This is a genomic window from Paracrocinitomix mangrovi, assembly GCF_019740355.2.
GTDB lineage: Bacteria > Bacteroidota > Bacteroidia > Flavobacteriales_D > Crocinitomicaceae > Paracrocinitomix > Paracrocinitomix mangrovi.
The window spans coordinates 2681768-2698528 of the sequence record NZ_CP091819.1 but is presented as its reverse complement, the minus strand read 5'-3'; the positions used below and the strand labels follow the sequence as shown (position 1 = coordinate 2698528).

Annotated in this window: 5 protein-coding genes; all 5 read right to left on the bottom strand. The window is 37.8% G+C overall.

Going from position 1 to position 16761, the window contains the following annotated elements:
- Positions 1-2: 2 nt before the first annotated feature.
- From K6119_RS12375 to K6119_RS12355, 5 genes are read right to left on the bottom strand one after another with little or no spacing between them, the layout of a single operon-like run.
- Positions 3-2819: an alpha/beta hydrolase family protein gene (locus tag K6119_RS12375; RefSeq protein ID WP_221832138.1), complete on the bottom strand. Its 2817-nt coding sequence runs from the start codon at positions 2817-2819 to the stop codon at positions 3-5.
- A 50-nt stretch (positions 2820-2869) separates the two neighbouring features.
- The gene (locus K6119_RS12370; protein WP_221832136.1) at positions 2870-3217 is read right to left on the bottom strand and encodes a hypothetical protein; all 348 of its coding nucleotides are present in this window, start codon (positions 3215-3217) and stop codon (positions 2870-2872) included.
- 58 nt (positions 3218-3275) lie between these two features.
- A complete protein-coding gene (locus tag K6119_RS12365) occupies positions 3276-5729 on the bottom strand; it encodes a carboxypeptidase-like regulatory domain-containing protein (RefSeq protein ID WP_221832135.1) in 2454 nt (817 codons plus the stop codon).
- A 41-nt stretch (positions 5730-5770) separates the two neighbouring features.
- On the bottom strand, positions 5771-6691 hold the full coding sequence (locus tag K6119_RS12360) for a PorP/SprF family type IX secretion system membrane protein (RefSeq protein ID WP_221832132.1): 921 nt from the start codon (positions 6689-6691) through the stop codon (positions 5771-5773).
- An 11-nt stretch (positions 6692-6702) separates the two neighbouring features.
- On the bottom strand, positions 6703-16707 hold the full coding sequence (locus tag K6119_RS12355; RefSeq protein ID WP_221832130.1) for a T9SS type B sorting domain-containing protein: 10005 nt from the start codon (positions 16705-16707) through the stop codon (positions 6703-6705).
- Between the last annotated feature and the right edge of the window lie 54 nt (positions 16708-16761).

Sequence of the window (16761 nt, the reverse complement as noted above, 5' to 3'; positions counted from 1 at the left end):
CGTTATTTTTCAAGCTCATAGCCGTTTCTTTCTCCTTTATCAAGAGCAGGAAGTCCATATTTCATCCAATTTGGCATTGGAGCATCTTGTAAATAATAGTCAAAAAACTGCCTCATTCTAACGCTTAAATCTCTTCTATTTGGTTGTTTCATCAGGTTGTGTTCATCATTGTTGTAGTTCAACAACCAAACATCTTTATCTAACCTTCTGAGACCCATATAAAGCTCAATTCCCTGGTACCATGGAACTGCGCCATCTCCGTCATTATGCATAATCAACAATGGTGTGGTTACATTGGGCAAATGAAATATAGGAGAGTTCTCTATATATAACTCTGGTTTCTCCCAAATGGTTGCACCAATTCTACTTTGTGAGTGTTCATATTGGAACATTCTAGACAGGCCGCTTCCCCATCTTACACCACCATAGGCTGAGAACATATTACTTACCGGTGCTCCTGCCATTGCAGCTTTATATTTTCCGGTCATTGTAATAAGTTGTGCTGTTTGATATCCTCCCCAGCTTTGTCCTTGAATTCCCATTCTAGTACTGTCAATCCAATTGTATTTTCTAGTTAAATAATCTGTTCCGCTTACTATGCAGTTATAGGCTGACTTTGCAGGATAACCCGGAGTGTATTTAATATCCGGAACAAAAAAGATATAACCATTACTTACATATTCAGTAGGATATACAATTGATGCCGTTGGTTTAGGAGCATAGTAATTGTTGATGTTGTCAGTGTATGTTTCGTAGTAATATGTAATCATAGGGTAGGATTTAGTTGAATCAAAATCCTCTGGTTTGTATAATAAACCTCTCAATTTGGTACTATCATAAGCATACCATTCTACAAACTCCACAGTCCCCCAATTATATTCTTTTTGTTGTGGATTTACTTCAGAAATTTTGGCAAAATTGTCAAAGTCTGTGTTTGTGATTTCTAGATCAGGATAAGTATAAAAATTCATTCTTCTTATCAATACCTGTTCACTTTCTTTTGCTTTATTAAATCCAATAATTTTGTGATTTGTTCTAAGCAACTCTTTCAACCCAAACCCATTTTCAGTTCTATTTAAACTATAAAACAATTCGTCTTTGTTATTTTCATCAAACCCATGAATTATTACTCTATCAGGTGCAAAATAAAGGCTGTCATTTTCTGTACGCCAAATAGAGAATTTGATCTGTTGTTCGCTTCCAATTTTATTAGTCATGCAAAATGATTGCTCAGCTTTGTTTGGATGTAAATACCAAATGTCAAACCCATCACTTACTGCATAGTAATAGTCATCATTAAATTTAGTCCAGCCATAAGTTCTAAAAGGATCTGCAACAGCAGGCTGTCCATTAAGGTCATCTGCGAATTTTAATCCGTTGGCGCTTATTTTTTTCTCTTTTTTGGCTAAAATGTCTTTACTGTACCAGCTAGAATCACTGTGGTTATAATAAACAAAATAATGTCCGCCGGGAGATATAGAACCGCCAAAATACAAGCCTTCCTTTAAAATCTCTTTTCTGCCGCTTGACGTATAAACAATATAATAATCACGTCTCCAAGGATATTCCCATGTGCGCTCTCTTTGATATACCTGGTCATCTGAAGCCAATGCAAATTCTGAGTTTCCTTTTTCTAATGGACTTACATGTTCTAATGATTCACTTTCAAGTTGAACGAATTTTTTTCTTTTAATGTGATACACTGATAAGAAGGAGCTGTTTTGATCTCTTTTAAGACGTTTTAATTGCTCAGGTTGAATTCTGGAGTCATCTCCTGCCCAAATGTCCACATGAGCTTTTTCTGTCTCTAATAAAGTGTCTTTTGGTTCCTCTCTTTGAATTTCGCTAATTCCAAAAAAGATCTTTTCTCCGTTCTCAGAGAAATAGATTTGTCCATTTTGACTTACCGTATATTCTTCCGGCATGTCTTTAGACAATGAGTCTACAATGATGTGAGCGTTGTGTTGACCTTCTTGCCAATATGCCAACGCATAATTTTTAACTTTTCCAGTGTCTAAAGAACTTAGAAAAACTAGCTGTTTTCCGTCTTCGTCAAAGGTTAATTTCTCAATACCAAGGCTATTTTCAATAAGTGTTGTTGTTTCATCTTTTACCAAATCAATAACATGAACAGTTAATGAATCTTTTTCACCTTTAATACTTGATACATAAGCTAGTTTATTTCCATTTTCAGAAAAAGAATAGTCTGTTACTCTGTGAATAACTGAAGTAGTTCCATTTGTAGGGTTGTACACAGTTAATGTAGTTCCTGATGTTTTAGGTGGTTCGTTGCCCTTTTTCTTTTTCTTCTTTTTTTTCTTTTTGCTTGCAGGAACGGGCCTGTTATCTTTAGTAGATAGATATGCAATCCAATCTCCTTCTTTTGCTGCTTTGTATGATTTAATATTCGCCAACTTAATAAGGCTATCATTGGCCATCATATAAATTCCTAAACTGTCATCCGGAAACTGTGATTTTTTGGCTTTTTCTAATTTCAATTTTCTTACCGAATCATGAGCAGGTTGAATTATAAAACATGCAAATTGATCCTTATAATGTAAATGAGTGTTGGTTGCTCTTTGCCATTCTTTGGCTACATCACCACCAGCAGAAAGTATATAAGTGGTTTGATCTCCATCAAGTGGCTTTACTTCATAAGTAATCCATTTTCCAGAGGGAGTTTGTTTGAATGTTGATATTGATTGCCATTCATCATACATTTCAGGCGAAATGGTCTTTTTTTGCGAAATGGCATTGAAGCCAATAAATAGTCCGCATAGCAAGCTGAAAAAACCAGGGTTTAAATTGAATCTAGACATGTACAAATATAATGAAGACTTAAGAAGATTATAACTAAGCTCTTGATTGATTAATCAATACTGATTATTTGTATCTGATTGTCAATGTGGTTTTTAATTCCCAAATCGTAAACCATTGTATATTTTTCACCAAATGGACTGTTGTGGATGTGAGTAAAGTATTTTGGATTATATCCGTATGCCTCTGCAACATCTAATGAAATAGGGGCGCTTCTATAAATTCCGTACAACTTGTGTAATGTTACCCAGTTTTTGTGAAGGATTTTATTGATGTCATTTACCGTCGCCTCTTTCTCTCTGTTTCTTGTATTGTGAAATTTGTTCTTACAAGAAATAGAACAAAACTTTCTATTTGACCTTCCATCAAACTCTTTACGACACGTTAAGCATGTACTCATCACTCTTTTTTATTGATTCCAACAGTTGCTTAAACGTATAAAAAACGAATAGGTTTCGCTAATCATTCAAAGATTTGGGTTTCCCCGCCACCTTGAAATCTATTTTGTAGTAAAAGATTGGTAAAAATCCAAGTTGGTAGCGCTCAGTATAAGGAGGTTGAGCAGGATCATCATTAGGTGTATAAGTTAATCCAAGAATGTTTTTGTGAAAAGTAACATTTACCAAATCAAGCCCAAATTCATGTGTAACCTTCTTAGTGTTCAATGTATAGTTCACCTTTAAATCAAGTCTAAAGTAAGGATCAAATCTTCTTTCATTATAAGCAGAATCTAACCAGACGATTTCTTTTAATGAATCTGTCATCACCTGATTAACATATCCATACCTTTTTCCTCCGGCATAAGTGACTTTCATTCCTAATGCGATTAAGTGTTTGTCGTTTTCACCAAACTTAAACTCTTTTCCCATCAATCCATTTGCAATATAGTTACCATTAAAATCCGTATTTCTTGTTATGCCGTCTGATCCAACATATTTAGAGTCATAAAGTGACAATGTGGTCATGAAGAAGAAATCGTTGTCAAAAAACTTTTGCAATGTAAACTCAATTCCATAGTTATATCCAGTTCCTGTATTCGCCAAACTGTCAGGAAAGAATCTTGCAAAACCACTCCCTTGATTGAGGATAGAAAATGATGATGGTGCAACTGTAACAGGCACGTCGTATAAATATTGATAATAAGCTTCAGTTTTAAACGACATTGATTTTTTTATACGTGTTGAATAACTAATTACCGTATGAATACTTCGTGTAAAACCGAGGTCCATATTGTGATATACCTTATTGCCTCCTATGTTTTTATGAAAAGAATAAATGTATAATGGTTGATGTTGTGAATGCATTCCTGCACCTAATGCAATTGTGTTGTTTTCATTTACAGCAATTTTCAAACCTAATCTAGGCTCTATAGGAGATATAGAATTGCTCATTGTAAAATATTGGCTGTGTAATCCAGTGTTCAAAGTCAATCTATTATTGATCTTATATTTCCACATAACAAAAAGTTGACCTAAAAAGTCTGGATTAGGAGATTGGTAATCCCAACGGTAATAAAAGTTTGAAGTTGAGTCCGAGATATCGTATCTAATAGAGTCTACATTGTTTACCAGATACATGTCCAAATTAAAACCGTATTTAAGCACATGTTTTTTGCCTAATTTATGGTTCATGCTTAAGTAAGCAGATCCTGTGTTGGTAACATATTTGTAGCCCATCATGTCAAATGGATCGGCTAAATAATTCCACTGGTTGGTAGCAGAGTCAAGTGTTCTTAAAATATATAGATGTCTTGTGGTTTGTTGTTGCCACGAATAAGAAATAGTAGTCTTTAAAAAGGTGTTCTTGTTAATTGGGTTTTTATAAGTTACTCCGCCTATTGCCATGGCTGTTCCAAATAACTGATCCCTGTCTTGTTCACCAAAAGCATCTTGAGCCGGTTCTGTTTGATCAGAAATTAAAATTGAAATATTACTAGTTCCACCAACTCCCCAAACAGATAAATTACTGCCTTTTTTGAGAGGGAAATTAAGCTTAAATGCCCCGTCTCCATATAGTGGAACGGCATCTGTACCATACTTAAGACCAATTTTATCAAATAATCCTAAAGTAGAATATCTTCCCATTACGAGATAACTTGCGTTAGATTTTTTAGAAAAAGGTCCTTCAAATAAAGCTTCCGTTCCAAGAAAACCAAATTGACCAGAAAACTCATGAAGTTTGTTGTTACCGTTTCTTAATCGTAAATCAAAAATACCCGCAGTACTATTACCGTATTCTGCAGGAAAAGCACTCATAAAGAAATCAGAATTATCCAAAAATTTATTGTTTAATATTGAAACGGGACCTCCTGTAGATCCAGCAATGGCAAAGTGATTGGGATTTGGAATACTTACTCCTTCAATTCTATAAATAATCCCTAAAGGAGAATTTCCTCTAATAACCAGGTCATTACGGGAGTCATCTGTTCCTTGAGCGCCCGCATAATTGGACATCATTCTAGCCGGATCACCTCTACTTCCTGCATATCTATTAGTTTCTTCTACAGAAAAACTCGTAGCACTAACAGTGGCCATTTCATTTATTACCTCTCCTTTTTTTCTACCTTCTACAACCACTTCTTCACCAACAATAGAAGACTCTTCCAATAAGATATTGACGATACTTTCTTTACCTGAATTAACTATTACAGTGATAGATTTAGTCATATATCCGATAGAAGAAATCTCAAGTGTATGCTTACCTATGGGTACATTAGTAATAGCAAAATTTCCATTTTCATCACAAATTCCACCTAAGACAGGTTCTACATCTGTGACCTTTACTTTGGTGCCTACCAAGGGAAATTTTGATTCGCTGTCAACAACGGTTCCTCTTATGTTTTGAGTCAGGTCTTGACCCCACATTAATTGTGCAGATATAAAAAGGAGTATAAAAGCAGAAAGTTTTTTCATGCTTTAGCGGGTTTTAAAATTGGTTGAATTTATGAAAAAATTTATTCTAATGATGGATCGGTTTCCATTTTAGAATTTGATTTACCGAATTTAACACCTAACATAATCTCATGGGTGCCGGTACTAAAATTCTTAAGTTTGGTAAGCGTAATGTCATATGCATAACCAATTGTAAGCATATCTTTGTACTTATAACCAAGCATTGTTGTCATGGCATCTTGTGTTCTCATTCCAACTCCTAACCAAAGCATATCTTTCCAAATTCCTCTTATGTTAAGATCAAATTTAACCGGTGCAGGTAATCCCAATTTAAATAACATAGTTGGTTCAATAGCCCAATCTTCCCCTATTCTGAATTTGTAGCCACCAGTGAAGTAAAAATGATCTTCCATATAGCTTTCAGAGTTTGTTTGAGTCTCTAAGAAAGATAGTTTATTATGGAACATTTGTCCTAATGAAGCTCCGAAATACCAGTCTTCATGATATAACCAAAATCCAAACTTAGCATCCGGATCAAAAGACTTTAGCAATCCATTTGAAAAGTAAAAATCATTCGGATGATAGGTAGTTACTTTATCCGCATCTAGTATCCATTGATTGAATCCTGCGGATAATCCGAAGGACATAAAAATAGTTTCTGAAAATTGAACGTGATAAGTAAAAGAGGTTTGAAAACCAATTCTACGAGTTGGTCCAACTATGTCAGTGTATACATATCCACCTAAACCTATTTTTTCATCTTTTAAAGGGCCGTGTGCAGATAAGGTAAACGTTCTAGGCGCATCTGTAATTCCTATCCATTGGTATCTGTTCATAGAGGTTCCTTCCCAATATTTGTTAACAGCTGCATACGCCGGATTAAAAGCATAATTGTTGAACATATATTGAGTGAATTGCGGTAATTGCTGTCCGTAAACTGCGCACGCAAACAAAATGATCGGTATGATAATTAATTTCTTCATCTCTCTACGTTTTACCACATTATTGTTATTGGACCTGTAAACGGATCAGGGAAATCCTCATGATCTATTACTATAGTGTAATAGTATGTTCCCGCAGGAAGTCGTTTTCCTTTTCTTGTAGTTCCCCCCCAATCATCTGCATATGTTTCATCTGCAGTGAATAGTATTTCACCCCATCTATTGTAAACATTTATTTCTATGTCAACGCCAGGATACATTTCAATAAAGTCTAAGATCCAGGTATCATTTTTACCGTCTCCATCTGGTGAAATTCCATCAGGAATTACTAGATCTGGTAGCAACAATACGTACATAGAATCTGTTGCATTACAGCCGTTTGCATCTGTAGCGGTTACAAAATACCAGTTAGATGAGGTTGGTTCTATCACATAAGGATTAGCTGCCGTAGTGTCATCTAAGAAGTATGGAGGACTCCAGGTATATGTCAAGTTTGGATCACTAGAAGTAGGATTTCCTCCAATGATGTGTTCTTGTTGTGAGTACATTTCTACATCTGGTCCGGCATCAACTGTATAAGAAGGTAAGACAGTTACTACTATTGTATCTGCATGAGTACATGTCAAATAATTAGCAGTGAAAATGTAAGTAAACGTACCAGCTGAATCTGTTGGTGGTACCATTTCATTAGTAACACTGTATACGTTTGCAAAAGTAGTGTCGTACCATGTTAAAGATGCTAAAGGATCTACGTTTGAGTAACCATACAACGGAATAGAATCACCATAGCAGATTAAAGTATCCATTCCCACAAAAGCCAGCACATTGATAACTGTATCGACAACTGCCGTATCCATGGCAATACAACCATTGGCATCAGTAACTGTTAAATAATAACCCAAAGGCATTAAAGTAGTAATGTCTTCTGTATTTAAAGTATCTGCCATTGTTTGTGAGATCCATTGTGATGTGTAACCAGGCGTTCCTCCTGAAATTGTAATATAAACTTCACCATCAGTTGAATTATAGCAAGTAGCGTCAATAATGCTGTCTTGAACAATAGTAATCGGTGTAGGTTCTGAAACAATTCCAGTTTGAATAATTGAACATCCGTTTGCATCCGTAATAGTAAGATTATAAGTACCATCACACAAGCTGTCTGCATTTACAGTTGTAGATGCCGGTGTATTGTCCCATAAGAAAGTAAATGGTAAAGTTCCTCCAATAGGATTCGCAACTAACTGACCATCACAATCACCATTACAACTTGGATCAGCTGTAAAAAGTGGGTTTAATAAGATTGTATCCGGTTCAGTAACTGTAATTGATTGGAATGATACACACCCTAAATTATCTGTTGTTTGAAGTGTATAATCTCCTTCACACAAGGCTATGATGGCAGGATTAGTTTCTCCAAAAATTGGGAATCCTTGGAAATCTAACCATTGGAACGAATAAGGAGGTGTTCCTCCAACTACACTAGTAGTATCCGCTTGTCCATCACAAAGTGAAGCGCATGAAATATTGTTGCTAGTTACAGTAGCAATTGGTGCATCTGAGTTGCTTAATCCAATTTCAAAATCTTGAGCACATCCAGAAGCGTCTGTAACTGTTACAATATACACTCCTGCACTTAAGTTAGATACTGAAGGGGTTACGGCCAAAGTGTTCCATAAATAGGTGTGAGGTAAAATTCCTCCCGAACTTGTAACTGTAATTGAACCGTCGGCATTTCCACATGAAGGATTTGTGATGGTAGTTTCAATGTCAATTGCATTTGGTTCGTTCATTTCAATTTCCATTGAATAAGTACATCCAACAAAATCTGTAATTGTTACAAAGTATGAACCTGCGCATAGGTTAGACTGTGTACTGGATGTTGATCCATCATGTAACCAATAATATGAATAAGGAGGATTACCACCAATACCACTAACCGTAATTTCTCCATCACACACACCTCCACAACTAATTGCTGTAACGGTTTGGTCTCCCGTTAATCCACCATTGTTAGGTACATCAACTTGTTCCAATACTTGACATCCATTTGCATCTGTGATTTGGGCTTCATACATACTAGAGCATAAACCATTGATTGATGTTCCGGTCATTGAGTTGTTCCAAATAACTGTAGCTGCTCCTGTTCCTCCTGTTACGGTTATATCAATTGCACCATTACAAAGATCACAGTCAGATGCAGTAACATTTGAAGTAACAAGAATTTCTGCAGGATCAAATAATGTTGTGTCATAATAATTGATACAACCTAAAGCATCCGTAATTTGAACAGTCCAATTTCCTGCATATAATCCGGTTGGATCTTCATCTATTAAACCACCAGGGTTCCAGGTGTAGATAAATGGTGCATTTGGTCCACTAACTGTGATTGAAATGTTTCCATCACTTCCACCAAAACAAGTAGGATCATTTACTGCATCCCAGGTAATAGTAGTTACAGGGCTGTCACTAACATTTGCAAGGAATAATTCAGTACATCCAGCTGCATCAGTAACTTCAACAAAGTACGCCCCAGCAGCTATATTTAGAATAGTGTTTGCAGTTTCTCCAGGAAGTAAAACCATTAAGTTATCAAACCATTGATAAGTATATGGTCCGGTTCCACCTGTAGCAAATACAGTTGCAGATCCGGTAGCGCCTCCACAAGTTGAGTTGTTTGTGAAAATGTTTCCAGTAATTTCAGGGTTTTCATCAATTACAACGGTTTGTTGACCTGAAGTACATCCATTAACGTCTATAACTTCAATTGTATAGTTTCCGGCACATAAGTTAGAAACTGAAGATGTTGTTCCGCCTACAATAGGGTTTCCGCCTATGTCTAACCATTCAAAGAAATATCCTGGGAATCCCCCTGCAGGTATTACTTGGGCATCACCGTCACAAACTCCAAAACAGCTTGCGTCATTTGAGTTAATTGTCCAGGTCAATTCTGGTGGCTCTCCAACAGAAACTACTGGAGTTGTGAAATTACAACCGTTGTTGTCCGTAATAACTGCATGATAATCATTAGGGCATAAACTTGATGCTGTATTGCCTGATTGTCCAATTAATAATCCTGTTCCAGAGTTGTACCAGTTAACAATATATGGAGCAAAACCTCCAGATGGATTTACAGTTGCAGTCCCTGTGCAATCTCCAAAACACAAGACATCTGTGCCAGTTATTGGAGAGGTAACTCCAGAAGGCTCAGTTAATGTGATCAACATTGTTGAAATACATCCACCTGCATCTGTAATTTCTATAGTATAGTTTCCAGCACACAACCCACTAATTAAAGAATTGGTTTCACCAGGAATTGGATTTCCTCCACCATCATACCACTGGTAAGTATAACTTCCCCAACCTCCTGATACGGCAACTGAAATGATACCATTACAGCTTCCATTACAAGATGGGTCAGTAACTGATGGATTAATTACAGTAGCAGTTGGTTGATTAATATCCCAACAATAATTTTGAATACATCCATCACTGTCAATAATGTCTACACACCATGTTCCAGGAGATAATCCTGTGGCAGAAGAATTGCCTTGTCCATTACCCGGTACTGGGGACCACGTATACGTAAATCCACCTCCTGATCCACCAGAAGGAGCAAGAATAATACTTCCATTATTAGCGCCATTACAGCTAATTTGATTTACGGTTTCATTCGCCAATATTTGAGTTGGTCCGGTCACAGTTGTTACACCTATTGAAACACATAAAGATCCATTAGTTACTTCTACATAATAATCTCCTGCGCAAAGATTGGATACTGTAGTTCCTGTTTCACCCGTTAATGGAAGTCCACTAGTACCATCATACCATTGATTAGTACAAGGAGGATCACTACAGATATATATCACTTCAACGCCACCGTCACATGATCCAAAACAACTAACGTCTGTAGAATCCATGGTCAAAGTTTCAGCAGAAATATCTGAAATTGCGAACACTTCAACTTCTGAACATCCATTAGCGTCTGTAACTGTGCATGAATAAACCCCAGGGCATAATGAAGTAGCATTGTTAGTTCCTTGTCCTGCACCAGGTACCGGCGACCATAAGAATGTATAAGGTCCAACACCACCAGAAGGGTTTACAGTTGCAGATCCATTACATAATCCACAAGCCGAATTGTTTGCGAATGATGTGGAAACTATTAATTCTGTAGGTTCAGTGATGTTTACAATGGTATCGTAGGTACATCCTGAAGCGTCTGTAATTGTTGCTGTAATTGATCCCGCACATAACCCTGTTGCAGTCGTTCCTGTTTGTAAATCTGACCAGTTAACTGTATATGGAGCAGTACCACCAGATGGAGCAAGTGAAATTTGACCCGTACAATCTCCAAAACAAAGAACATTATTAATTGTAGCATTAGCCACAATTGGTGTTGCATCAATGATAGTGACTGTTACAGTTGTATCACAAGTACCGGCATCTGAAATTGTTAAATTATATGTACCCGCACATAAGTTAGTTGCAGTTGCAGTAGTTTGTACAAGTGGGTCATCCCATAAGAAGGTATAAGGAGGGGTGTTCCCCGCTAATACAGTGGCAGTTGCTGTACCATCACAGCTACCATTACAACTAATGTCAGTTTGTGAAGTAGTAACATTCCAAGGGTTAGTTGGTGAAGTCATATCAAATGGTCCAAATGACTGTGTACAACCATTAAAATCTGTTATTTGTACATTGTAAATTCCTTGGCAAACATTGTTCATAGTATCATTTGTTTGTCCTGGAATATCTGTTAAAAATTCATCTTGCCATTGGTAAAAATAGGGAGCTGTACCTCCACCTGGCACTACATCAAGAACTCCGTCACAATTAGCATAACAATTAACCGGACTAACATTCACTGTTGCTGTAATTGAAGCAGGTTCATTAATAATAACACATGAGCTAGTTTGTGTACAACCATTGGCATCTGTTAAAACAACTTGATATGTTCCAGGTCCTAAATTGTTTGCTATTTGCGTGGTTTGTCCAATGGTAAGTCCGCTAGAACAATCAAACCATTCATATGTAATTGGTGCTTGACCTCCTGAATGAATTACAGAGGCGGTGCCATCATTAGCTCCGAAACAACTAATATCGTTTGAGTTTAAAGCGTCTATTGATAATAAAGTTGGTTCAGAGATATTGGCACTAAAGTTTTCTGAACATCCAGTTTGATCTGTTACTGTAACATCATAAACACCGGTGCAAAGTCCTACCGCGGTAGGAGTTCCTTGTCCACCTCCTGGAATAGGATTCCATGTATAAGTTAATGTTCCAACTCCTCCTGAAGCAGTAATCATAGCTGTTCCATCACAAGCACCATTACATGTAACATTAGTACTTATTATAGAACCTATAATTTCAGGTGGTTCATTAACAATGATTGTGTCTGATGTTACACAACCCGAACCATTGGTTAGCACTGCTAAATACTCACCAGCACATAATCCGGTTGCTGTACTAGGTTGAGATGCAGGAGGACCATCTGTAATCCCAATAGGTAATCCAGTTAGATTGTCATACCAATCAACAGTGTAAGGAGGGTCTAAAAGATTATACGAGATTGTTGCAGTTCCATCACAAACACCGAAACAACTAGCATCAGTTGAATCCATTGAAGTAGTTTCAATTGCTACACTGTTAACATTTACAGGGATATTGGCTGTACATCCTGCGCCGTCTTGCGCAACAACACTGTAAACGGCATCACATAAACCAGTTGCAATTGTAGTTCCCTGACCTGTTCCAGGAGCTGGAGTCCATGTATAAGTAAATGAACCATCTCCACCTGTTGCTAAAACCTCAGCACTACCATCACATACATTGCAGGAAGCATCAGTAATACTAACAACAGATGCGTTAATTTGAGGTAATTCTGAAATCGTCATGGTATCAGACAACATCACGCATAGATTTGCATCTGTAACTTCAACGTAGTAATCACCTGGACAAAGGTTTGTAGCTGATGAAGTTGTCACTCCGATTGTTGTTCCGGTTCCGGCATCAAACCATTCAAAAGTGTAAGGACCCGTTCCGCCTGTTACGTTGACATTGGCTTCACCAGTACATGTTCCAAAACAAGTTGAATTGATCACGTTAGTGTCAATAACCATTACTGGCGGCTCAATAATATTGAATGTGAATGTGGTGTCACACAAATTTTGATCTGAGACAGTAACTGTGTAAGCTCCTGCACACAAATTAATCGCAGTTGGAGTTGATTGGAAAACTGGCGCATCATCCCATGACCATGTATAAGGGCCTGTTCCACCTGAGTTAACAATTGCGGTTGCAGTAGCTATACAATCTCCAAAACAAGAAATATCTGTATGTGAAGTATCAATATCATATTGGGCCGGTTGAGTTAAATTGATTATATCATTGGCAACACAGCCATTATCATCTGTTACAGTTACAGTGTGTGCTCCTACGCAAAGTGAACTAGCGACAAGGGTGGTTAATCCTGATGGAGTCCAAGAAGTATTATATGGAGAAGTTCCTCCGGTAATTACTGCTTGGGCAGAACCGTCGCAACTACCAAAACAACTTATTGGTGAAATAACACTTGCGGTTACATCTAATTGCGTTGGTTCGGTTATGGTGATACAAATGATAGTGTCACAGGCTTGGTTATCAGAAATAGTTACGCACCAGCTTCCGGCTGTAAGCCCTGAAACGCTAGTAGTTCCTTGACCAATTGGAGGTGCTGGTGACCAAATAAATGTATAACCAGCTCCAGATCCCCCACCATTAATAGTTAGGTCAATGGTTCCGTTGGCATCCCCAAAACATTGTAAATTAGTTTGAGCCACAGTTACATCATATTGAGGAGGTGCAACTAAAGTATCTTCTAATTGAAAAGTACAACCATTGCCATCAGTAATATCAACGATATAAATACCTGCACACATTGAAGTTCCGTTTGGAGTTCCTTGACCAATTCCAGGAGCTGGTGTCCAGTTATATGTAAAAGGGCCTGTTCCACCGGTAACATTGATGGTGGCATCTCCGTCACATAAATCATAACAGCTTGGGTCAGTAATAGTCATTGTAGCATCTAAAACAGGTGGTTCAACAACTTCTACTGTATCCGGAGTGGATACACAACCGTTATCATCTGTTACTATAATTTCATAAAAACCAGGGCATAATCCAGATAAGCTATCTGATGCACCAACTCCTAAACCTCCAGGAACTGTTACCCAAGAAAAAGTATAAGGAGCTGTTCCACCGGTAGGGTCTGAATCTGTTGCACCATCACAAACACCAAAACAAGAAACATCATATGATTGTGAATTAACTAAAACTTCTGTAGGCTCGTTTATAGTAATACAACCACTTTCAGCAGTACAACCGCTAGCATCTGTTACTATTACATAGTAGTCTCCAGCACAAAGGTTGTTAGGGTTTTGACTGGTAATACCTGTTGTAGCACCTGGTTTTGGACATGAAAACCACTCATAAGTATAAGGGCCTGTTCCTCCTGCAGGAGTGGCAGAAGCCTGTCCATTACATAAACCAAAGCAGGTAGCATCTGCAACTTGTGCTGCTGAAACAGTAAGAGCAGGTGGTTCTGATATGGTAAAAGTGGTGTCCTGTTGACAACCAACAACATCAAAGATTGAAAGTGTTACAGAACCTGCACAAAATCCAATTCCTGGGTTTGATCCAATTCCACTTCCCGGAACAGGGTTCCAGCTAAAAGTGTACCCTGGTCCGTTTCCACCGGCAGGTGTTACGTCAACCTCTCCATCACAGCCTCCATTACAAGTAGGTTGAGTGATGTTTAAAGTTGCTGTAATCATTGTTGGCTCGATCAAAGTATCGTCTTCATTCAATACACATCCATTTCCGTCTGTAATAGTTACGGTATAAATTCCATCACACATGGCAGATGGTGTGGCTGTTCCTTGACCAGCTCCAGGTGCTGGTGACCAATTGTAAGTATATCCTCCCACACCTCCTGAAGGCGTAGCAATTACTGATCCGTCACATACATTAAAACAAGTAGGATGTGTAGTGGCTAAGTTTACTGTGATTTCTGGTGGCTCAACTACTTCTACTGTATCTGGTGTAGAGTTACAGCCATTAATGTCAGTAACTACTGCCTCATAAAATCCAGCACATAAATTTGAAATACTATCGGTTATACCAATAGAACCTCCTGGTACAGCTGACCATTGGAAAGTATATCCTCCGGCACCACCTGTTGCGTCTACATCAACTGCACCATCACATAAACCGAAACATGAAATGTCATAAGCTTGTGCTTGTGCATCAATTTCTGTAGGTTCAGTTATCGTTATACAGGCACTTTCTGCTGAACAACCCGCACCTCCATTATCTGTTACTATAACATAGTAATCACCGGCGCATAAAGTATTGGGGTTTTGATCTGTTATTCCAGTTGTGGTTCCCGGTTTAGGACAGGTAAACCATTCAAAGGTGTTATTGCCTGCTCCGCCTACAGGAGTTGAACTGGCCTGACCATCACAAACACTAAAACAACTTGCATTGGCTACGTTGAGTGCTGATATTGATAGTATAGGTGGTTCTGTCATTGTAAATGTGGTATCAAATTGACAGCCATCAACATCAAAAACAGATAATGTTATTGAACCGGCAGCAAATCCTATTCCCGGATTTGAACCTTGTCCTGATGTAGGTACAGGGTTCCAAACAAATGTATAACCCGGTCCATTTCCACCAGAAGGAGTGACATCTACTTCACCATTATTATCACCATTACAGATAGGCTCAGTAATGTTTAAAGTTACATCAATCAACGGAGGTCCACCAATTACCAAGGTGGTGTCAAATGTACATCCGTTGTCATCTTCTATATGTAGATCATTGTCTCCTGCACATAGAAATTGAGGAAAACCTGTGTTTTCTGCTGTAGTAGACCAAGTGTAAGTATATGGGTTGGTTCCACCAATACCACTTACAAAACCTTGACCGTCACAAACACCAAAACATGAAACGTCTACTGGTGCTGCAAGTTCTAAATCAGCTGTTAGCGTAGGTGGATTATTAAGAATTTCATTGAAAATACATGTGAAGTAACTTGGTCCTGGTCCGATAATTTGAGATGTATCTCTTACCCTGATAAGTCTTGTTCCCTGACACAAATTAGGGTAAACTGTTTGAGCAGTAAATGGGCTACCGTCAACGCTGTACGAGAATCCTCCCGGAGTACCAAAAGCACTCAATGTTATTTCACCATCACAAACCCCATCACAAGTAACATTTACGCCACCATTGTAATCTAATGAAACCACATCTACCATCATTCCACCACTACCACAGTCAAATGTTTGATCTCTATCAAAATTGGATGAAGAAAACTCTCCTTTTTTACCATTGTCAACATCACTGTCAACTGTTATAAAACTAGCTGATCCACCGGTGTTTACTGATTGACTGAAATCAATTGTTCCATAAGCAAAAACTGTCGATCCTGTAAGATTAAAATTGTACGGATTGGTATTGGCAAAAATGTGTTCTGCCACCAAAGTGTGTCCATTAGAATTTAAGGTTCCACTCACAAATTCCATGTTGTGAGGACGAATAGCTTCTAATTTAGAAAGCATATTCCAGTTTCCATTTTGGAAAGAAATATCACCTATGATATCTGCATTGGCTGCATTAATAGAATGATTCCCTGCACCATCCAGGACAAGCTTATTAATTTCTATTACACAATTTTCAGACACAGCAATGTCTCCCACAACTCTTAGGTCGAATCCAATTCCTAAAATCCCGAATAACTCAGGACTACTGATAGATAAATTGTGGATAGTTACCGAACTGCTTAGGTTAACCTGAGTGTAAGACTGTGTAAAAGATTGAGCATCAAAAATTACATTGTCATTTGGTCCTGGAACTGTCATTGCAGCGTTACCTCCAGAAGAAGTAGACCAATGAGAGGGGTCATCCCAGTTACCGGATCCATTGATCCAATAGAAATTATTCGCAAACGTATTTGACGTAAAAAAGAAAGCAATAAGAACTACAACTGGCTTTAAAAGTCTGTTATGTAGATTTTTCATAGTTTGTAGCAATAAAAGTATCATAGTTCTCGCAGACAAATAGGCTGTTATTAA